The 18,787-nt window shown below is 69.6% G+C and carries 20 protein-coding genes and 2 pseudogenes; 11 read left to right on the top strand and 11 right to left on the bottom strand.

The features are described from left to right. The first annotated feature begins 54 nt into the window (after positions 1-54). Genes FDA94_RS00625 through FDA94_RS00605 form a run of 5 tightly spaced genes read left to right on the top strand, consistent with a single transcriptional unit; the run spans position 55 to position 4,136 of the window. Entirely contained in the window at positions 55-1,266 is a 1,212-nt protein-coding gene (locus FDA94_RS00625) for an acyl-CoA dehydrogenase family protein (RefSeq protein ID WP_137245040.1), read from the top strand. Then, positions 1,263-2,168 carry a phosphate/phosphite/phosphonate ABC transporter substrate-binding protein gene (phnD, locus tag FDA94_RS00620; protein ID WP_137245039.1) on the top strand — a complete coding sequence of 302 codons (906 nt, stop codon included), beginning with the start codon at positions 1,263-1,265 and terminating at the stop codon, positions 2,166-2,168. The genes FDA94_RS00625 and phnD overlap by 4 nt, the downstream gene beginning before the upstream one ends. After that, entirely contained in the window at positions 2,165-2,917 is a 753-nt protein-coding gene (locus FDA94_RS00615; RefSeq protein WP_137245038.1) for an ATP-binding cassette domain-containing protein, read from the top strand. Before phnD ends, FDA94_RS00615 begins: the two co-directional genes overlap by 4 nt. After that, positions 2,914-3,789 carry a phosphonate ABC transporter, permease protein PhnE gene (gene phnE / locus FDA94_RS00610; protein WP_137245037.1) on the top strand — a complete coding sequence of 292 codons (876 nt, stop codon included), beginning with the start codon at positions 2,914-2,916 and terminating at the stop codon, positions 3,787-3,789. The genes FDA94_RS00615 and phnE overlap by 4 nt, the downstream gene beginning before the upstream one ends. Beyond that, complete coding sequence (locus tag FDA94_RS00605; protein WP_062436733.1) at positions 3,786-4,136, top strand: DsrE/DsrF/TusD sulfur relay family protein; 351 nt, start codon at positions 3,786-3,788, stop codon at positions 4,134-4,136. Before phnE ends, FDA94_RS00605 begins: the two co-directional genes overlap by 4 nt. Positions 4,137-4,193: 57 nt before the next feature. On the opposite strand, the gene FDA94_RS00600 is transcribed toward FDA94_RS00605, so the two are convergent. The 3 genes from FDA94_RS00600 to FDA94_RS00590 form a co-directional block, all read right to left on the bottom strand. Beyond that, entirely contained in the window at positions 4,194-5,549 is a 1,356-nt protein-coding gene (locus FDA94_RS00600) for an aminotransferase class V-fold PLP-dependent enzyme (RefSeq protein WP_137245036.1), read from the bottom strand. 65 nt (positions 5,550-5,614) lie between these two features. Then, positions 5,615-6,853 (bottom strand): MFS transporter, encoded by a 1,239-nt coding sequence (locus FDA94_RS00595; RefSeq protein WP_137245035.1) that lies wholly within the window; start codon positions 6,851-6,853, stop codon positions 5,615-5,617. Further along, positions 6,850-8,166 carry an MBL fold metallo-hydrolase gene (locus FDA94_RS00590; RefSeq protein ID WP_246059429.1) on the bottom strand — a complete coding sequence of 439 codons (1,317 nt, stop codon included), beginning with the start codon at positions 8,164-8,166 and terminating at the stop codon, positions 6,850-6,852. The genes FDA94_RS00595 and FDA94_RS00590 overlap by 4 nt, the downstream gene beginning before the upstream one ends. 56 nt (positions 8,167-8,222) lie before the next feature. On the opposite strand from FDA94_RS00590, the gene FDA94_RS00585 reads away from it, so the two are divergent. From FDA94_RS00585 to FDA94_RS00575, 3 genes are all read left to right on the top strand, one after another. Further along, positions 8,223-8,882 (top strand): ArsR/SmtB family transcription factor, encoded by a 660-nt coding sequence (locus FDA94_RS00585; protein ID WP_137245033.1) that lies wholly within the window; start codon positions 8,223-8,225, stop codon positions 8,880-8,882. Further along, complete coding sequence (locus tag FDA94_RS00580) at positions 8,879-9,994, top strand: cysteine desulfurase family protein (RefSeq protein ID WP_137245032.1); 1,116 nt, start codon at positions 8,879-8,881, stop codon at positions 9,992-9,994. Before FDA94_RS00585 ends, FDA94_RS00580 begins: the two co-directional genes overlap by 4 nt. An 87-nt stretch (positions 9,995-10,081) precedes the next feature. Beyond that, entirely contained in the window at positions 10,082-10,408 is a 327-nt protein-coding gene (locus FDA94_RS00575; RefSeq protein WP_137245031.1) for a YciI family protein, read from the top strand. Between the two features lie 5 nt (positions 10,409-10,413). On the opposite strand, the gene FDA94_RS00570 is transcribed toward FDA94_RS00575, so the two are convergent. The 6 genes and pseudogenes from FDA94_RS00570 to FDA94_RS00550 form a co-directional block, all read right to left on the bottom strand. Then, on the bottom strand, positions 10,414-11,628 hold the full coding sequence (locus tag FDA94_RS00570) for an RNA polymerase sigma factor (RefSeq protein ID WP_137245030.1): 1,215 nt from the start codon (positions 11,626-11,628) through the stop codon (positions 10,414-10,416). After that, positions 11,625-11,966, bottom strand: a complete 342-nt coding sequence (locus FDA94_RS00565; protein ID WP_170990714.1) for a YciI family protein — start codon at positions 11,964-11,966, stop codon at positions 11,625-11,627. Before FDA94_RS00565 ends, FDA94_RS00570 begins: the two co-directional genes overlap by 4 nt. Before the next feature lie 31 nt (positions 11,967-11,997). Continuing rightward, complete coding sequence (locus tag FDA94_RS00560; RefSeq protein WP_137245029.1) at positions 11,998-12,393, bottom strand: VOC family protein; 396 nt, start codon at positions 12,391-12,393, stop codon at positions 11,998-12,000. A gap of 209 nt (positions 12,394-12,602) precedes the next feature. After that, positions 12,603-12,806, bottom strand: a pseudogene (locus tag FDA94_RS00555) (transposase); the annotation flags it as partial. Beyond that, positions 12,794-13,113 (bottom strand): annotated as a pseudogene (locus FDA94_RS41445) (transposase); the annotation flags it as partial. The pseudogenes FDA94_RS00555 and FDA94_RS41445, both read right to left, overlap by 13 nt. Before the next feature lie 80 nt (positions 13,114-13,193). Further along, a complete protein-coding gene (locus tag FDA94_RS00550; protein WP_137245028.1) occupies positions 13,194-13,988 on the bottom strand; it encodes a MerR family transcriptional regulator in 795 nt (264 codons plus the stop codon). A 78-nt stretch (positions 13,989-14,066) separates the two neighbouring features. Between FDA94_RS00550 and FDA94_RS00545 the strand changes: the two genes are divergently transcribed. From FDA94_RS00545 to FDA94_RS00535, 3 genes are all read left to right on the top strand, one after another. After that, complete coding sequence (locus tag FDA94_RS00545; RefSeq protein ID WP_066376311.1) at positions 14,067-14,429, top strand: nuclear transport factor 2 family protein; 363 nt, start codon at positions 14,067-14,069, stop codon at positions 14,427-14,429. A gap of 38 nt (positions 14,430-14,467) precedes the next feature. After that, a complete protein-coding gene (locus FDA94_RS00540) occupies positions 14,468-15,256 on the top strand; it encodes an SDR family oxidoreductase (RefSeq protein ID WP_137245027.1) in 789 nt (262 codons plus the stop codon). Between the two features lie 276 nt (positions 15,257-15,532). Then, on the top strand, positions 15,533-16,477 hold the full coding sequence (locus tag FDA94_RS00535) for an alpha/beta hydrolase (RefSeq protein WP_212735084.1): 945 nt from the start codon (positions 15,533-15,535) through the stop codon (positions 16,475-16,477). 647 nt (positions 16,478-17,124) lie between these two features. Here the strand turns inward: FDA94_RS00535 and FDA94_RS40960 are convergent. Together FDA94_RS40960 and FDA94_RS40955 are read right to left on the bottom strand one after the other, a co-directional pair. Continuing rightward, the gene (locus FDA94_RS40960) at positions 17,125-17,523 is read right to left on the bottom strand and encodes a Tn3 family transposase (protein WP_281286523.1); all 399 of its coding nucleotides are present in this window, start codon (positions 17,521-17,523) and stop codon (positions 17,125-17,127) included. Then, positions 17,477-18,757 (bottom strand): Tn3 family transposase, encoded by a 1,281-nt coding sequence (locus FDA94_RS40955; RefSeq protein WP_212735083.1) that lies wholly within the window; start codon positions 18,755-18,757, stop codon positions 17,477-17,479. The genes FDA94_RS40960 and FDA94_RS40955 overlap by 47 nt, the downstream gene beginning before the upstream one ends. Between the last annotated feature and the right edge of the window lie 30 nt (positions 18,758-18,787).

Below are 18,787 nucleotides of genomic sequence, written 5' to 3'. Positions count from 1 at the left end.
GCACCCCCGCCGTCGCTTCCGGCCATCTCATCGAGTCTCGAGGAGATATCACCCATGCGTCAGCTCCTGACGGAACGCGAACAGTCGTTCCTCGCCCTCGCCGACAAGGTCCTCCCGGCCCTCGGCGAACGCGCGGCGCGCCACGACCGGGACAACACCTTCCCCGCCGACAACTACGACGACCTGCGTGCGGGCGGCCTGCTCCGGCTCACCGTGCCCGAGGAACTCGGCGGGCTCGGCGCGGGACAGGGCGAACTGCTGCGCGTCTTGGAACGCCTGGCCACCGCCGACGGCGCCACCGCTCTGTCGTACGCCATGCACGCCGCCCCCCTCGGATCGTGGGCGCACACCTGGCGGCGCACCGGTGCGCCCCCGCTGGAGCAGGTCCTGCGGATCGCGGGCCAGGACGGCCTGGTGCTGGCCGCGATCGCCAGCGAACCCGGCATCCCCGCCCTGTTCATGGACGCGAAGACCCGTGCCACCAAGGTCGACGGCGGCTTCCATCTGCACGGCCGCAAGATCTTCGGCACCAACAGCGCCATCGCCACGATGTGGGCCGCCACCGCCCGCTGGGACGAGGCCCCCGGCGGGCCGCAGGTCCTGATCGTGATGATCGACCCGACCATGCCCGGCGTGCGGATCGAGCAGACCTGGGACACGCTCGGCATGCGGGCCACCCGCAGCGACGACATCGTGTTCGAGGGCATGTTCGTGCCCGACATGGCCGTGCTCCAGTCGATCCCGGTCGGCCACTTCGACGTCCAGGTGCTCGACATGATCCTGTCGTGGACCACGCCCAGCTTCGGCGCGGTCTACACCGGCCTGGCCGTCGCCGCCCTCGACTTCGCCGTCGACATCGCCCGCCGCAACGGCCTGGAGCGTGACACCCGCGTCCAGGACGCCGTCGCCGACGCCGAGATCGCCATCGAGACCAGCAGGGCCCTGCTCCAGCGCCACGCCGCAGACGTCATGAGCGGCGCGCTGGTCTCCCAGTTGCCCGTACAGGAAGGACTGGCCCGCTGCGCGCTGGTCAAGAACGTGTGCACCAACAACGCGGCGGCCGTCCTGACCCGGCTGATCGACGTCGTCGGCGGCGCCGCCTACCGGCGCGGCTCGGCTTATGAGCGCATCTGGCGGGACGTGCAGGCGGGTCTGTTCATGCCCATCAACAACCGCACCGGCCGTGAGCTGATCGGCGCCAGCACGCTCGGCGTCGAACTCGCCCCGGTCGCGCCGTTCGTGATCCCCGGTGGTGAGGGGCGATGACCCGGAGACTGATCGCCGCGTTCGCCGTCCTCTTGCTCACCGCCGTCGGATGCGGATCCGGCGGCCACGCGGGCCACGGCCAAGGCAAGTTGCGGGTCGGCGTGGTGCCGAACATTTCCCCTGAGAAGCAGCGCGCGCAGTACGAACCCCTGCGCGCCTACCTGGCCGGGAAGCTCGGCACCGACGTCGAGCTGTTCGTGGCCACCAACTACGCCGGAGTGGTCGCCGCGCTCACGGCCGGGCGGCTCGACGTCGCCTACCTCGGCGGGCTGACCTACGTCCAGGCCGAGGCGCAGACGAAGATCGTGCCGCTGGTCACCGAGGTCGACCAGGAGACCGGCACGCCCGAATACCTCTCAGCCATCGTGGTGAAGGCCGACTCGGCGTACCAGACGACCAAGGAGGTCGTCGACGGCGGCGGCGCGTTCGCCTTCGGCGACATCAGCTCGACGTCGGGCAGCCTCTACCCCCGCATCATGATCAGTGAGGCGGGCGCCCACTGCGACACCGGCGACCTGATGGCCTGCCCGCCGCTCAAGGCGGTCACCTTCACCGGCGGGCACGACGCCACCGCGCAGGCGGTCGCCAAGGGCGACGTCGAGGCCGGAGGCATCGAACTGCGCATCCTGCACCGCCTGGAGAAACAGGGGAGCGTCCCCACCGGCGCTCTGCGGGTCGTCGAGACCCGCAACGTCATGGGCTATCCCTGGGTGGCCCATCCCAACTTGCCGGAGGCGACCCGCACCGCCGTCACCGACGCCTTCCTCGCGATCGACCAGCCCCAACTGCTCGACCTGATGCGGGCCAAGAAGTTCGCGCCCGTGACCGCGGCGGACTACGACGAGGTACGCACGCAGGCCGCGACCCTCGGGCTGCTGACCCCCAAGCAAGGCCAGCCATGACGGGACAGCCCATGGAGGTGCACGTCGGCGGGGTCACAGTGGCGTTCGCCGGCCGCACCGTCCTGTCCGGTGTGCATCTCAAGGTCGGGCCGGGAGAGCGGGTCGCGCTGCTCGGTCCATCGGGAGCGGGCAAGACCACGCTGCTCCGTGTCATCATCGGCGCGGTCCGCCCCGCCGAAGGCGAGGTCTCCATCGATGGCGCCGACCCCTTCGGGCGTCGCGCCGACGTCACCCGGCTCCGACGCGGGATCGGGTGTGTACGCCAGCGCGACGACCTGATCGTCGGTCTCACCGCCCGCACCAACATCCTCGCGGGGGTCGCCCATGCCTGGCGGCCCACCGACTGGGCCGTGGTGCTGGCCGGCGGAGTGCCTTCGCGGTTCGCCGCGCGGCTTTCGGAACTGGCCGCCATCCACGACATCACCGCTCTGCTGCGCGCCCGCGTCGAGCGCCTCTCCGGCGGGGAGAGGCAGCGTGTCGCGTTGGCCCGTGCCCTGTTCACCGCGCCCGGCCTGCTGCTCGCCGACGAGTCCACTTCCGGTCTCGACCCGGTCCGTGCGGCCGTCGCCCTGGACCATTTGACCGGCAGCGGCGCCACCCTGATCGCCACCACCCACGACCTGGATGTGGCTCGCCGCTTCGACCGCGTCGTCGCGTTGCGCGACGGGCAGGTCGTGCACGACGGCGACCCGCCCGACGCCGGTCGGCTGGAGCGGATCTACGGCACACCCGCGGAGTCGATGTCATGACCCTCCAACAGGAACGCGTGCGCACCACTCCGACTCCGATCGGGCCCCGTCGCGGTCCCCGCGTCGTGGTCGCGCTGCTCGCTCTGGGCGTCATCGGCTGGTCGGTCGTCGGGACCGGGATCGGTCTCGGTTCCCTGATCGAGGGCCGGGAGGGCGCCGTACAGATCATCAGCGGGCTGTTCCCACCGGACCTGGACGCCGACCTGCTCGGCCGGGTCGTGACCGCGGCCGTGGAGACCGTGCAGATCTCGGTCGCGGCGCTGGTGATCGGCGTGCTCATCGGCCTGCCGCTGGCGGTGCTGATGGCCGGGAACGTGCAGGCGCCGCGCTGGTTGTCCGCGGGCGCCCGGACCGTTGCGACCACCCTGCGCAGCGTGCACGAACTGCTGTGGGCGCTGCTGTTCGTCGCCACGGTCGGGCTCGGCCCGGCGGCCGGGGTGTACGCCATCGCCCTGCACTCGGCGGGCGTGCTGGCCAAACTCTGCTCCGAACAACTGGAGGCCGTCGACCCCGGCCCGGTCGAGGCGATGCGGCTGACCGGCGGCTCCCGGACCACGACGGCCCTGCTCGGCATCGTGCCGCAGGCCCGCGCGGTGATCGCCTCCCAGATCCTCTACCAGTGGGAGTGCAACATCCGCAGCTCGGTGGTCATCGGTTTCGTCGGCGCGGGCGGCATCGGGCAGGCCCTCGGCATCGCCCTGCACCTGTTCCGCTACCAGGAACTGGCCACGCTCATGGCCTCGGTGGTGATCCTCGTCATCGCCGTGGACCGGATCTCGAAGATTTTCCGGGGGCGCCTCGGGGCGGCCTCCGAACGTACGGGCGGCGGCCTGCCGTCCGCGATTCGATCCCTCTGGAGGAGCCCGCGATGAAGCTTCTTTTCGTCCTGCACGACGCCCCCTACGGCAGTGAGCGCACCTACAACGGCATCCGCTGGGCCCGGCAGATGCTGGAGGACGACGGCAACGAGGTCAAGGTCTTCATGTTCGGTGACGCCGTCTCGGCGGTGATGTCCGGGCAGAAGACCCCCGACGGCTACTACAACGTGGGCAACATGATCCGCGGACTGGTGTCCAAGAACGCCGAGGTCGGCTCGTGCGGCACCTGCCTGGACGCCCGCGGCATCAACGAGGACAGCGTCGCGCGCGGCACCCACCGCTCCTCGATGAAGGAACTGGCCACCTGGACGATGTGGGCCGACCGCACGATCAACGTCTGACCTCCCGGAAAGACGGAACCGGCCGGGCGCCCAGGGCCCGGCCGGTTCCTTTCGTCCTCAGGCCAGCGCCGCCATCGCGGAGATCGCCTTGTCGACCTCCTGCGAGGTGGTCACCATGCTCGGTCCGAACCGCACATAGCTCTCCCGGTAGGGCGTCGCCGCCGCCGCGACCTGATGCTCCTTGACCAAGCGTTCGGCCACGGCTTCGGGGTGCAGCCCCTGGACGGCGCAGCAGATGATCCCCGAGGACACCTCGGCCGACCGGGGGGTGACCAGGCGGACGTGCCGCAGCCCGGCCAACCCGGCCTTGAGCTGCTCGGCCTGGGTCCTGATCTGCTCGGCCACCCGGGCGGGGCCGATGGCCTGGTGGAACTCCACGGCCGCCGGCAGCGCCCACCGGTGCTCGAAGGTGTGATAGCCGCCGGGCGTGGCCAGGTCGCCGGGGGCGCCGCCGGGCGGCTGGCCGGTGAACCAGCCTTGGAAGGCCGGCATGGAGAAGCTCGGGATGATCTGCCGGTGCCGCCGCCACGCCGCCGGGGTGCCCCACACGAACCCCGTGCCGCGCGGCCCGAACAGCCACTTGTGAGTGGAGGTGACGAAGAAGTCGGCGCCCAGGTCCTTCACGGTGGCGGCCTCGGCGGCGAAGCCATGCACCCCGTCGACGCACAGCAGCACTCGCTCGGGCTCCCGCCGGCCGGCGTTGATCGTCGCGAGCATGTCGGCGACCTGCTTGATCGGGACCTTGACGCCGGTGATCGAGTGCACCCAGGTCATCGCGAGCACCCGCGTCCTGGGGGTGATCACCGCCTTCAGCTTGGCCACCATCTGGTCGGCCCGCGCCTGGGCGGGGTCGTCGTAGAGGCGGATGGTGCGGACCTTGGCGCCGGTCGCGGTGGCGCGTAAGCGCACCGCCTCGTAGGTGGAGTAGAACTCGTGGGCGGTGGTGACGATCTCGTCGCCCTCCTTGAGCACCAGACCCCCGTACATGAGGCCGATGCCCATGGTGGCGCTGTCGGTGAGGGCGATCTCGTCGGGGCGGGTGCCGATGTACTTGGCCAGGGCCTGGCGGGCCCGGGAGCTGAACTCGAAGTCGGCCATGCCCATGCCGAACTCGATCGGGTTGCTGTCCAGGCCCTGCCGGAACCCGGTGATCGCGGCGGTCACCGTGGCCGGGTGAGAGGACAGCATGAACGCCGAGAAGTGCGCCAGGTTCGGCGTCAGCGGGAACTGCGCCCGGACGGACTTCCAGTCGCGCGGGTCGAACTTCGGAGCCGGAGGGGGCGACGGGGCTCCTCCGGCCCCGGCCGCGCCGGCGTTCGCGGTCGTGCACGCGCCGGTCAGCAGCCCGCCACCCGCCAGGGCGGCGCCCAGGAGGAGGGAGCGGCGGTGAACGGTCTTCGCGGGGTCGGTCATGACGCCTCCTGCACAGGGCAGAGCGAGCTATAGATTTATCAAGCGTAACATCGTGCTATATGAATCTAAAGCAACGTTCTATCCGGCGTTTGACCAGGTCGCGTCTCCTTCATCCGTACCGCCACTACCAGGCCGGACAGGGCCGTCACCACGGCTGTGGCGGCCACTGCGGCGTGGACGCCGAACCGGTCGGCGACGACCCCGGCGAGCACCGCGCCAACGGCGAACCCGAAGTCGCGCCACCACCGGTAGACCCCCACCGCGCGCGCCCGCCACGAGGGATGAGCGACGTCGGCGACGGCCGCCAGCAACGTCGGGTAGACCATCGCGGTGCCCGCGCCGATGAGAGCGGCGCCGATCGCCCACGGGACGAAGCCGTCCGCGGCGGCGACCCACGCCAGCGCGGCGCCCTGAAGCAGCATCCCTCCGGTGATGAGGCGTTTGCGGCCCCACCTGTCTGAAAGCGCGCCCGCCGCGATCTGGCCCAGCCCCCACACGGCCGGGAGCACGGCCGTCAGGATCCCGATCTCGGCCAGAGTCAGCCCCTCGACCGCGAACAGCACGGGGAACAGGCCCCACGCCACGCCGTCGTTGAGGTTGTTCACCAGGCCGGCCTGGCTGACCGCCGACAACGAGCGATCGCGGAAACTCGTCGTCACGAAGATCTCGCGGGCCGAACGCCGATCGTGACCGCGCGTCTCCAAGGAGACGAATCCGCGCGTCTCCCTGACCAAGACCACGGAGAGCCCGAGCCCGATCACCGCGTAGGCCAGGCCGAGCAGGAAGGGCGCGGGCCGGAGCCCGTGCGCCTCCGCCAGGTAGCCGGTGACGAGGGCCGTGGCCGCCACGGCGAGGTAGCCGGCCGACTCGTTGAAGCCCATCGCCAAGCCGCGACGCTCCGGCCCGACCAGGTCGATCTTCATGATGACCGTGGTCGACCACGTCAGCCCTTGATTGACCCCGAGCAGCACGTTCGCCGCGATGACCCAGCCCCACTCGGGCGCCCAGATGATCAGAAGCGGCACCGGGAGCCCGACCAGCCAGCCCGCGACCAGAACCGGCCTGCGGCCGTAGCGGTCGCAGAGGGAACCCGCGAAGAGGTTGGCGATCGCCTTCGACAGGCCGAAGGCCAGGATGTACGTCAGCACGGCCGTGTAGGCACTCAGGGAGAACACCTGCTCGGCCAGCAACGGGAGAACGGTGCGTTCCTGACCGAGCATGCCGCCGACCATTGCGTTGACGACGACGAGCAGAGAGAACTGGGGAAGGTTCGCGCGCAGGCCGAGGCGAGGCCCACCTGTCATCGGCCGCGCTCCAGGGTCAGACCGGTCAGCCGGGACCAGTCACCCGGCCCACCCGACAGGATGCGCACGTTCCGGTGGCCAGCCCGCATCAGCAGGCTGGCGGCCGTCGCGGCACGCTCGCCGTGACCGCACATCACCACGAGGGGTTCACCGCCCGGAGGGAGCGTCTCGATCCGGCCGAGTTCCACGTTGCGCGCCCCCGGCAGGTGACCGGTCTCGAACTCCGACTCCTGACGCACGTCGATCACCTGGCCGGCGCCTACTTCGGCGGGCCCGATCACGTCGACCGTCGCCTGCCGGTCGCCGGCCACCTCGCCCAGAATGGTGTCGTATCCGACCTTGAGTGCCTGCCACACGATCTCGTCGGCGTCCTGCGCCGCGTTGCGCACGAACGCCACCGGGGTTCCGGCGGGCACCGTCCAGCCCAGCCACGTGGCGAACTGACCGCGCAGCGGGATGGAGACCGATCCCGGCACGTGCCCGCGCGCGAAGTCGAGCACCGGCCGCACGTCGACCACGACCCCGCCCGCACGGGCCACGGTCGCGAGGTCGACGAGGCCCAGCGGCGGCCGTCCGGCCACCACGGCCGGGCCCGTCCGGTTCACCTCGGGCAGGTCGGCGAAGTAGGACGGATGTGAACCCATCCCGGCGAGCAGGCGTTCGGCGAAGGCGGCTGGATCGGGTGAGCGGAGTAAGGCGTTGGCCTGCTTCTCGGCGCCGATCGTGGAGGTGCGCTCGGCTCCGGGAGGCGCCGAGCAGAAGGAACCCGCTCCGTGGGTGGGCCAGACGTGGGTCTCGTCGGGCAGTGTGGTGAGGCGGCGTAACGACGCGTACTGGGCGTGGGCGAGTTCGATCGTCCGGTCGGGGTCGACCAGGTCGGTCCGTGCGGCAGAGCCGACGATCAGGGAGCCTCCGGTGAAGACGCCGAGTGGCCGGTCGCCGTCGAGGAGCACGTACACGATGTGTTCCAGCGTGTGCCCCGGAGTGGTCAGAACCCGGAGCGTCGGCCCGCCGAGGTCGACCTCCTCCTCATCGCGCAGACCCACATGGGGAAACTCGCGTCCCCCCTCGGCCGAGGCGAGGATCGTCGCCCCGTCGTCGGCGGCGAGCTGGCGGGCTCCCGACAGGAAGTCGGCGTGCAGGTGGGTCTCCGCCGCGTAGGCGATCTTCAGCCCCCGGCGTTCGGCGGCTGCCCTGAGCTGCCGAAGGTCACGTGAGGCGTCGACGGCCAGAGCGCGGCCGTCGCCCAGGTCGGTGAGGTAGGCGGTGTTGCCGAGCCCTTCGTCCACGAGCGGGATGATGTTCGTGTCCACTGTGCTACCTCCCGGACGGCTGTTACGATATTCCATAAGTATTTGGAGGATTATAGATGAGCGACCGCGAACGCAAGCTGCTGCTGTACGAACAGTTCGCGCGCATGGGCAAGGCTCTGGCCAACCCTCTGCGGCTGGAACTGATCGACGTGCTGGCTCAAGGGGAGCGCAGCGTCGACGATTTGGCCACCTCCTGCGGGTGGAAGCTCAGCAACACCTCCGCCCAGCTCAAGGTGCTGCAGCACGCCGGGTTGCTGAAGACGAGACGGTCCGGGGTCAAGATCTTCTATCGGCTGGCCGACCCGTCGGTGCACGACTTCGTCGAAACCCTGAAGGCCCTGGCGACCGAGACCTTGCCTGACGCCGAGAAGGCGGCCCGTGACTACCTGGGCGACGTCTCCGTCCTGGAGCCGGTCGGGCGCGGCGAACTGACCGAGCTGATCGCCCGGGGCGAGGTCGTCGTGGTCGACGTGCGCCCCGCCGAGGAGTACGCCGCCGGTCACATCGCGGGCGCGCTGTCCATCCCGCACGACCAGGTCGCCGCCCGGCTGACCGAGCTGCCGAAGACCAGCCTCATCGTGGCCTACTGCCGCGGCCGGTTCTGCGTGATGGCGCCGGAGGCCGTGCGGCTGCTGCGCTCGGCCGGGTTCGACGCCCGCCTCCTGGTCGACGGCTGGCCGCAGTGGCACGCCGAGGGACTGCCGATCGCCTCATGAGACCGCCGGGCCTCCGCGACGACGTCGTCTACCTCGACCACAACGCCACCACCCCGGTCGACCCCCGGGTGGCGGAGGCGGCCCGGCCGTACATCGAAACGCACTTCGGCAACCCCTCGACCACGGGCGCCTACGCCGAGGCGCCCCGCCGGGCCCTCCACGAGGCCCGCGGCCACGTGGCGGAGCTGATCGGCGCCGAGCCCGGTGAGATCGTCTTCACCAGCGGCGGCTCGGAATCCGACGTCCTCGCGCTGCGCGGCCCGGCCCTCGCCCCGGACGATCACCTGATCACTCAGGTCACCGAGCATCCGGCGGTGCTGCGCACCTGCGCCGCCCTGGAACGCGCCGGCGTCCGGGTGACCCTGCTCTCCGTCGACCGGTTCGGGCTGGTCGAGCCGGCCGAATTGCGCCGGACCCTCACCCCCCAGACCCGCCTGGTGTCGGTCATGCTCGCCAACGGCGAGACCGGCACCATCCAGCCCGTCGCCGAACTCGCCGCGATCGCCCGCGAGCACGGCGCCCTGTTCCACACCGACGCCGCCCAGGCCGTCGGCAAGATCCCGGTGTCGGTCACCGACCTGGGCGTCGACCTGCTCACCATCGCGGGCCACAAGCTGTATGCCCCGAAAGGCATCGGCGCCCTGTACGTCCGCCGCGGCCTCACCCTCGAACCGCTCATTTCCGGTGGCGGACAGGAAGACGGCCGCCGATCCGGGACCGAGAACGTCGCCTTCGCCGTGGCCCTCGGAGAAGCCGCCCGCCTCGCGAGCGAGAGTCTCGACGTCGAAGCCGCCCGGATCGTCGAACTCCGCGACCGCCTGCACAACCGGCTCGGCGAGGTCCAGCTGAACGGCCATCCCGACCACCGCCTGCCCGGCACACTCAATGTCAGCCTTCCCGGTGTCGTCGGCCGTGATCTGCTCGCGGGCCTTCCCGAGCTGGTGGCCGCGACCGGATCTGCCTGCCACACCGGAGATCCGGAGCCGTCCGCGGTGCTCACCGCGATGGGTCTCGACCGCGACCGAGCCCTGGCCGCGATCCGCCTGTCCCTCGGCCGATGGACGACCGGAGCGGAAATCGACCACGCCGCCGCCCTGCTCACTCAGCGATAGAGGGAAATCTCCGCCGATGTCGTATCGGACCGGTTCCCGATCGTCTTCCCCATGAAGGCCGGAAACGCCGACAGGGGAGGACATGTCATGAAATACGTCCTGATGTTCTTCGAAACCGATTCCTACGTCAGCGAGATGCGAGCCAAGGGCGCCACGGAACAGGACGTCGCCTACGAGGCGGTCGGACGGTGGTTAGCCGAACACGCCGAAAAGATCACCCATCAGACCCGGTTGAAGCACCCCCACACCGCCACCACCATCCGGCTCGACGCGATCGTCGACGGGCCCGCCGGCGACGGCCCCGAAACGTTCAGCGGCTACATCGAGGTGGAGGTCGCCGACCTCGACGAGGCCCTGCGGCTGGCCAGATCCTGGCCGGCCTGCCCGGTCGTGGAGATCCGTCCGGCCACGTGAGCCCGTCAGCTCCAGCTCAGCCGCTCTTCCAGCAGTGCCTGCTGAGCGGGGTTGGCGGTCAGTGCCAGCGCCCGCTCATCGCACTCCCTGGCCTCCGCGTTCCGGCCCACCGCCCGCAACAGGTCGGCGCGGGTGGCGTGCAGAAGCAGATAATTCTCCAATACCCGGTCGAGATCCTTGAGCTCGTCCAGCGCCGCCCCCGGGCTGGAGGCGTATCGCAACGCGATCGCCCGGTGCAGCCTGGTGATCGGCGAGGGCGCCAGATGCAGCAGCATGTCGTACAGGACCACGATCTGGGGCCAGTCGGTGCTCTCGAAGCTCTCGGCCTCGGCATGGCAGGCGGCGATCGCCGCCTGTAGCTGGTAGGGCCCCGGCCGACGGTGAGCGCGGGCGGCGCGCACCAGCAGCGCGGTCGCCGCGCCGATCGCCTCGTGGTCCCACAGGGTGCGGTCCTGGTCAGCCAGCAGCACGAGCTGCTCGCGGTCGTCGAACCGGGCCGCCCCACGAGCCCGGTGAAGCCGGATGAGCGCCAGCAGCCCGGCCACCTCGGGCTCGTCCGGCATGAGCCCGGCCAGCAGGCTCGCCAGATATTCGGCGTCGTCGACGAGGTCACGCGCCTGCGCATGGACGCCGCTGCTCGACAGGTAACCCTCGTTGAACAGCAGGTAGATGACGGCGAGCGCGCCGTCGAGCCGTGCGGGCAGGTCGTCGACGTCAGGGATCCGGTAGGGGATGCCCGCCTCGGTGATCTTCCGTTTGGCCCGGGTCAGCCGCTGGGCCACCGTGGTCTCGGGGACGACGAACGCCGCGGCGATCTGCGCCGTGCTCAGCCCGCACACCACCCGCAGTGTGAGCGCGATCTGGGCCGCGCGGGACAACGCCGGGTGGCAGCAGGTGAAGATCAGCCGCAGCCGGTCGTCCCTCTGAGACGGCTCGACCCAGGTCATCTGGGCCAGCTTGGCGCGGTAGTTCGTCTCGCGGCGCAGCACGTCGAGCCCGCGCCTGCGGGCCACGGTGAACAACCACGCGTCCGGACGCTCCGGCACCTCCTCCACCGGCCACCGCCGCAGCGCCGTCTCGACGGCGTCCTGGACGAGATCCTCCGCTGCCGAGAAATCGCCCAGCAGCGAGACCAGAGACGCGGCGAGCCGGCCCGCGTGGTCGCGCACCACGTGGGCCAGCGCCTGTTCGGAGTTCGGTCCGGAGTTCGAAGCGGTCACGAGACGGGGCGGATCTCCACGATCGGGCAGGCGGGCCACGACCTGGCTATCTTCAGGGCCTCGTCGAGGTCGGCGACCTCCACTTCGGCGAACCCGCTGACCACTTCCTTGCCCTCCACGAACGGGCCGTCGGTCACCACCGGCTCCTCACCGCGCCGCAGCCGCATGGTGGTGGCGGTGTGCACCGGCGCCAGATGCGCGTGGTGGGTGATCTTGCTTCCGTGTTCGGCGAACCAGCGGCCGACGGCCGCGTAGGCGTTCTCCCGCTCCGGATCGCCCATCGTCTCCAGTTCCTTGGCGAACTCTTCGGTCTCCACGAACATCAGGACGTACTTCACTTCGGCTCCCCCCTTACCCTGGTCGGTCTCGTCAGGCCGGCAGCGTCGCGTAGAGGTCGACGCCGTTGCCGTCGGGGTCGGCGATGGTGGCGTACCGATGACCCCAGAAGGCGTCGAACGGCTCGGCCAAGCCCTTGTATCCGGCACCGGTCAGCTCCGCGTAGGCGGTGTCGACCTCGGCCGGGATTTCGAACTGGAAGCACAGCAGGGTGCGCGGGCCGCCGACCGGGGCCTTCCACCCGGGCAGGAACGGGGTGCGGAAGGACTCGGTGTCGAGCATGAGGTGCAGCCCGTTGGGCAGATCGCAACCGGCGTGCTCGGGGGAGTGGGGGTCGAGCTTGAAGTCGAGCCCGAGGCGGGCGTAGAACTCCACGGACGCCGCCATGTCGGAGACCACGATGTCGATCGTGTTCAACGTCGGATTCATGATGTGCCCTCTTCCTCCACTGAGTGGATCCTTCGTGCTCCTACAGGAGCGTGAGTGGACGAGGCCTCGGCCGCTGTTCGCGCAGGTCGGCAGAGCCAAGCCTCACTTGAAAGACGATCGGCCACCTGGTCACCACGACACTTGGGCCAACTTTTCCACTCCAGGTGTCCGCTCCTCCCAAGCGTCACGGCAGAACACGCTTAGAGCTCCTAACAAAATGAGTTGAGTCGTCGCCAGCAGATGAGGGCGCAGGCCAGTTTGAGGAAGGCCTCGTGGATGTCCGCCCGGGCTTCCCAACGGATCCGTAATCGCCGGAAAGCGTGCAGCAACGCGAAGGTCTGCTCGACGACCCAGCGCTGTTTGCCCAGGCCGGAGCCGTGCGGTGTGCTTCGGCGGGCGATCAGCGGGCGGATCTGAAGGGCGCGGGCCATGCGGCGGATATGATCGAGCCTCGAAGGTGCAGCCCGGCCTCATAGCTTTCGGGGGATTTGTCGTAGCGGGTGGCTAACCCGCGCCAAGTCTTGATCTTCTGGAAGCAGCGTTCGACGGTGTTGCGCTACCGATACAGGTTCGGGTCGAAACCGACCGGCCGCCCACCGGCTGAACCCTTCCTCTTCCGGTTGGCCTGCTGGTCGCTCTTCTCGGAATGACCGCGGTGATCCGGCGTGGGCGCGGGTAAGCGCGGTTGCCCGTGGAGGAGTAGGCCTTGTCCGCGCCCATCATCCCCCGGGAGGCCCCCGGCGCGGTGATCTTGTACGTGAACGGACGTCAATCACAACGCAGTCCCACAACTGTTCGCTTCAGGTGACGCGAAAGACCGGCCAGCCGATCTCGGTGCGCCACGCTGCGGGATCGCTTGTGTCACGAGGGCCGACGACGTAGACCTCCCGCACCGGCCCGGCCACCGACATCGCGTTCTCCACCACCCAGGTCCCGAGTGCGCCGTACGTGACCTCGATGCCGTCGTGCTCGCCGACGTGGGTGGTGACGGCCAGTTCCGCGGCCGGGAGAGTTGCGGGGTGCACGCGTCCGGTGCAAGGTGGCGCAGCGGTCGGTAGGTAGACGAGCGCGTGACCGCGCTCTTGTTCGAAGAGGACGTTGTCGTAGCAGCCGCCCGGCGGTCCGGTCGCGGCGGCGCCGACGGCCGCCTCCAGTTCGGCCATCGCGCCTGCATACCAGGTCGCGACGTCGCGACCTCTGACTACGGCCTCCACCGCCGCGACGGTCCGGGCGGGCTGCGCACGCAGCTCGACGTCGATCGGCGCGGGGTCGGGCCGGAGCAGGCGCCGCAGCGACACGACTGCGGCCCTGGTGCGGTCGAGCTCGTCCTCGAGGCGTTGCAGGTGGTCCGCGACCAGGGCCGCCCGGACACCGGGGTCGGGGGTCCGCAGGATTCGCTGAACATCGCTCAGGGGGACGTCGAGTTCGCGGAGCCGGTGGATGACCTGCGCGGTCGGGATCTGGTCGACGCCGTAGTAGCGGTAACCGGTGATCTCGTCCACCACGGCGGGTTCCAGCAGGGCCGCCTCGTGATACCGACGCAGTGTCCGCACGCTCAAGTGGGTCAGCCGCGAGAACTCCCCGATGGTCAGCACCCCCACATTCTGGACCCTCTCCCAGGGGGAGAGTCCAGGGCTTGACCCTCCCGCACCGTGAGGTCGCACGGTGGGCTCATGACACAGCACACCGATCTTCCGTCCGATCTGCTCCCGACCACCGTGCGCGAGTTCTTCGCCGCCCACGTCGTCCACGACGCCGACACCGCCTCGTCGTTCCTCACCGAGGACGCGGTGGTCGTCGACCAGGGCGAGACCTTCCGGGGCCGAGAAGAGGTCCACGCGTTCCTGCGGGACGCCGGGTCCGAGTTCGAGTACACGACCGAACAGATCGGCGCTCGCCGCGTCGATGACGCCCACTGGGTGGTGACCGTGCGGCTCGAGGGCACCTTCCCGGGTGGCGTCGCCGAACTCGACTACCGGTTCGCGTTGCGGGATGGCCTCGTCGCCGAACTCGTCATCGCCAACCACACAGCCTGACCGAATCCGCGCTACGTCGATCTTCAGTGGAGAGAGAAATGTCTAGTTCAGATCGCGATCGTCTCGACGGTCGCCGGGCGCTGGTCACGGGCGGCTCGAAGGGCTCGGGCAAGGCCGTCGTGGAGAGGCTCCGAGAAATGGGTGCCGACGTATACGTGACGGCGCGAACGATGCCCGACGGGTACGAGCACCCCGACCGATTCATCGAAGCGGACGTGACGACGATCGAGGGCACCGATGCCGTGGCCGCTCGAATCGGTGAGGCAGGCGGCGCACTCGACATCCTGGTGCACGTCGTCGGAGGTGCGTCGACGCCGGCCGGTGGGTTCGCGGTCATCACCAATGACCAGTGGCTCACCGAGTTGAACCTCAACTTCCTGGGAGCGGTGCGGCTCGATCGAGCTCTTCTCCCGGCGATGATCGAGTCTGGGGCGGGCGTGGTGCTGCACTTCACCTCGATCCAGCGTGAACTACCCCAGTACGACGCGTCCCTGGCGTACGCGGCAGCGAAGGCTGCTCTGCGCACGTACAGCAAAGGACTTGCCAACGAGCTCGCGCCGCGCGGCGTGCGGGTAAACGCGATCAGCCCCGGCGGGATCGAGACCGAAGCCTACGAACGATTCGTGGACCGGATCGCCGAGGGCAACGGACTCACGCGTGAAGCGGCCAAGCAGACCATCTACGACTCCCTGGGAGGAGTACCCCTGGGGCGATTCGCGAACACCGAGGAAATCGCGGACCTGGTCGGGTTCCTGGTGTCGGACCGCGCCTCGGCGATCGTGGGCGCCGAGTACGTGATCGACGGCGGGACTGTTCCGACCGTCTGAGCCAGGAGGCGGTTCCGAGCAGCCACTCGCTAACGGTTCGATCCGGCTGCCGAACCCCTCCTGCGCAAGCAGAACTCGAACGCCCACCTCGGCCTGCCAGTTGGCGGGCCACATCCACCACCTGACACATATCGATCACCTATGACCTGGGGCAGGCAGACGTCCGGTCTCTTGCCGCAAGGAGAACATATGACTGCGCAAGTCACGGACCGGTCCTCCACCCAGCCGGTCGGACCGCCACCACCCTTCGATCCGGAGCTCGCTCCTGTCGTTGAGATGCTGACCGGCCTGCGCCCTCCCGACGCGTACCGTTCGGACAACATCGTCGAGATGCGCAAGCCCGTCCCCGGGGTGGAGACCCCGACCGACGAGATCCTCTCGCGCGGTGGCGCCTACAGCGTGCAGGAGCGGGCGGTGCCAGGGCCGGACGGGGACCCGGACATCTCGCTGCTGATCTGTCTCCCGAAGCACGCGGCGACCCCGACTCCGGCGATCTATCACGTCCACGGAGGCGGCATGATCGTCGGAGACAACCGGTTCGGCCTGGTCGAGATGCTGAACCTGGCCGAACCGATGGGCATGGCGGTGGTCTCGGTCGAGTACCGGCTCGCACCCGAGACACCCCACCCCGGTCCCGTCGAGGACTGCTACGCGGGCCTGGTGTGGGTGTCGGATCACGCCCACGAGCTCAACATCGACCCTGAGCGCATCGTCATCGGCGGTGCGAGCGCCGGCGGCGGCCTCGCGGCGGCTGTCACCCTGATGGCACGCGACCGCAACGGCCCGGCCATCCTGGCCCAGCTGCTCCTGTCGCCGATGCTGGACGACCGCAACGATTCGCCCTCCGCTCAGCAGATGCGCGGCCTCGGCATCTGGGACAGCTCCTCGAACGAGACCGGGTGGAACGCGCTCCTCGGCGACGGCGTTCGCGGAGGACCGGACGTGTCTTCGTACGCCGCGCCTTCCCGCGCCGCAAACCTCTCCGGCCTGCCCTCCACGTTCGTCGACGTCGGGTCGGCCGAAACGTTCCGGGACGAGGACGTCGCCTACGCCAGCCGCATGTGGCAGGCGGGCGGCAACGTCGAACTGCACGTCTGGCCCGGCGGGTTTCACGGGTTCGAGGTCGTGGTTCCCCATGCCGTGCTCTCGCAGGACGCCATCGCGGCTCGAGTGGCATGGCTGCGCCGTCAACTGGGGCGTACTCCCCCGGTGAGGCGCTGAGCTGGGCGCGTGACCCGTGATCAGGTGTTGTCGGACCAGACGTGGGAGCGGATCGCGCCGTTGTTGCCGACGCAGTGGGGCAACGGCCGCCCGTTTCGTGATCACCGACCTCGATGACTCAGGTCTTGGTCGAGTTGAGGGAACTACTCGTCTTCGCGGCGTTTTTCCACCTGATCATCCTTTTCGTTTGGCCGTGGGGATGGCACGGTCACTCCTTTCGTGCTCGGCGGTGCGCCTTGATGCTGGTCAGCGGCTCTGGCCACCGCCCCGATCCATCTGGTGGATCACCCACCGCTGACCCCACCCTGAGCCCGGCTCCCGTGATGCCCGCGGGACGCCGAGTACCTGTTCAAGCAGGCCTCCGCCGCGCTCGACCGCCCGGGGCCTGCTGGTCGCTGCACCAGCTGCGGCACTCCGCGCGCCAGCACCTGGCCCGAGCCGGCCGTACCGCTCCTGAACTTCAGGCCAAGTCCCGCCACCAGCACCTGGCCAGCCTCGGCCACTATGTCCGGCTCAGCGACGAAACCGCCGCCCGCGTCACCGCCGAAGCCGACCCTGCCGCCAGGCGCAGACCGCGCTGACCAACACATCCCCCGCAGCGGCGAGCTGCCTTCCAAGGCCGGGCCGATCCTCCCCAAGGGGGTGGGTCAGAAGAGGGTGTCGCGGACCCGCAGCGGCCGGTAGCCGGTGGGGCTGATCTTGCCGAGATCCCGGATGCGTGGGGACAGCTGCAACCCGAGCAGGTCGAACAGGCCGAAGTTGACCAGCGTCACCCCGTGCGTGTCGGTGGCGTGCTCGGTGATCGGGATGTCGGTGGCGTCGCCGAGGATCTCATCCAGCACGTAGTGGGCTTCCCGCTTGGTCGTGACGATCACCTTCGTGCCGTAGGTGGTGTGCTGGTCGGTCACTTGCGTGTAGGTCGACAGGCCCTCGTGCGCGAAATAACGGCTCAACGCCCGCGCGGTCACTGACTTCCCGCGGATGGGGAAACGCTGGCCATCAGAGGAGGACAGGGTGCCGGACCCGAAGATCGAGGTCAGCGACAGGGTGCCGTGGTAGCCGATGAGCGCCAGGTTCGCCGCGCGCAGCGTCTCCCTCTCGCACGTACCACTCCGAGGTCCAGGCCAGGATGTCGTAGGAGATGCCGCAGGCATCGGCCATCCGGGTCAGACCGAGGTTGGTGGTGTGGCTGAGCAGCACCGCCATCAGGTTCCGTTTCAGCTCCGGGCTGCGGGACTGCTTGCCGTCGGCGTGGGTGAAGCAGTCCAGGAAGCCGGTGCGTTTGTCCAGCTCGATCAGCAGAGACACGATCGGCGCGAATGGCAGCATCTCGGTCAGCTCCGCTTTGAGCGCCAGCGCCTCGGCCGGCACGTCCTCCGCAGACAGCGGGGAGATCACCAGGTCTCCGTCGTCGTCCAGGCGGACCGGGCCGTCGCCGGCCGCCAGGGTCTGCTCCAACTCTTCCAGCGCGGTGTGCAGTTCGTCCTCGGCTTGAGTCACAGCTGTGTCGGCGTCGGCGGGTTTGCCGACCAGGCGGCAGAACTCCACCCGGTGATCGGCCCACTTGGCCGGGGTGAGCAGATAGGCGGCCGGGTCGGAGTAACGGCGCGAGCCGGGTACGAACACGTCGCCGGTGCGCAGCCCGTCGCGTAACGCCAGCAGGACGCACAGTTCCCAGTAATGGCGGTAGGCGGGGAGGTTGCCGTCCTTTGCCGCAGCGTCCAGGTAGCCGCGCCAGCGGGCCGGTACGAAGTCGGTCGGCGCGTTGCCCGGCACCTTCCGGGCACCAGTGGTGTTGAGCTCTCGCAGGATTTCGACCGCCGCCAGGAGTCTGGTTGCGGCGGTGCCGTCGGCGAACCGCACCGTGTCCAGGACCTGTGGGGTGAACTGCCGCAGGTAACCGTAGGAGCTGTCCAGCGCGGCCAGGTGGCCGTGATCGCGCGGCAGCGGAGGCAGCGTGGAGGCCTGCGCCGAGCGCAGCCGCTGCCAGCCGATCTTCTCTCCGCGGATCAGCCCGCCCACGTCCTCATCTGCAATCGCCGGGTCGGCAACGATGGCCAGGATCGCGTCCAGCAGGGCCTGGCGGTCCTTTCCTGCCTTGCCGCGCTCGGCCAGCGCGTCGCGCATCTTGTGCGCGGCCTTGCCCTCCCGCGCCGAGACGGCCTGGTCGAACAACTGCACGACCTCGTCCAGCACGTCGGTCGCCGACTGTGCCAGCAGGGTCAACAGGATCGGATGGCGGCGTTGCGGTTCAAGGCGTTGCAACGCCTGCGCGGTCAAGCGTCGGCCGACGGTCGCCAGGAATCGGCG

This window comes from Herbidospora galbida (assembly GCF_005233835.1).
GTDB lineage: Bacteria > Actinomycetota > Actinomycetes > Streptosporangiales > Streptosporangiaceae > Herbidospora > Herbidospora galbida.
The sequence above is the reverse complement of the archived record's forward strand: the minus strand, read 5'-3'. Positions and strand labels throughout refer to the sequence as shown.

Excerpts from the sequence above, each read along its gene's own strand:
- phnD (WP_137245039.1), top strand. The coding sequence starts at position 1,263 with ATGACCCGGAGACTGATCGCCGCGTTCGCCGTCCTCTTGCTCACCGCC.
- phnE (WP_137245037.1), top strand. The coding sequence starts at position 2,914 with ATGACCCTCCAACAGGAACGCGTGCGCACCACTCCGACTCCGATCGGG.
- FDA94_RS00585 (WP_137245033.1), top strand. The coding sequence starts at position 8,223 with ATGAGCGACCGCGAACGCAAGCTGCTGCTGTACGAACAGTTCGCGCGC.
- FDA94_RS00595 (WP_137245035.1), bottom strand. The coding sequence starts at position 6,853 with ATGACAGGTGGGCCTCGCCTCGGCCTGCGCGCGAACCTTCCCCAGTTC.
- FDA94_RS00535 (WP_212735084.1), top strand. The coding sequence starts at position 15,533 with ATGCTGACCGGCCTGCGCCCTCCCGACGCGTACCGTTCGGACAACATC.
- FDA94_RS00575 (WP_137245031.1), top strand. The coding sequence starts at position 10,082 with ATGAAATACGTCCTGATGTTCTTCGAAACCGATTCCTACGTCAGCGAG.
- FDA94_RS00580 (WP_137245032.1), top strand. The coding sequence starts at position 8,879 with ATGAGACCGCCGGGCCTCCGCGACGACGTCGTCTACCTCGACCACAAC.
- FDA94_RS00605 (WP_062436733.1), top strand. The coding sequence starts at position 3,786 with ATGAAGCTTCTTTTCGTCCTGCACGACGCCCCCTACGGCAGTGAGCGC.
- FDA94_RS00615 (WP_137245038.1), top strand. The coding sequence starts at position 2,165 with ATGACGGGACAGCCCATGGAGGTGCACGTCGGCGGGGTCACAGTGGCG.
- FDA94_RS00625 (WP_137245040.1), top strand. The coding sequence starts at position 55 with ATGCGTCAGCTCCTGACGGAACGCGAACAGTCGTTCCTCGCCCTCGCC.
- FDA94_RS00560 (WP_137245029.1), bottom strand. The coding sequence starts at position 12,393 with ATGAATCCGACGTTGAACACGATCGACATCGTGGTCTCCGACATGGCG.
- FDA94_RS00540 (WP_137245027.1), top strand. The coding sequence starts at position 14,468 with ATGTCTAGTTCAGATCGCGATCGTCTCGACGGTCGCCGGGCGCTGGTC.
- FDA94_RS00600 (WP_137245036.1), bottom strand. The coding sequence starts at position 5,549 with ATGACCGACCCCGCGAAGACCGTTCACCGCCGCTCCCTCCTCCTGGGC.
- FDA94_RS00545 (WP_066376311.1), top strand. The coding sequence starts at position 14,067 with ATGACACAGCACACCGATCTTCCGTCCGATCTGCTCCCGACCACCGTG.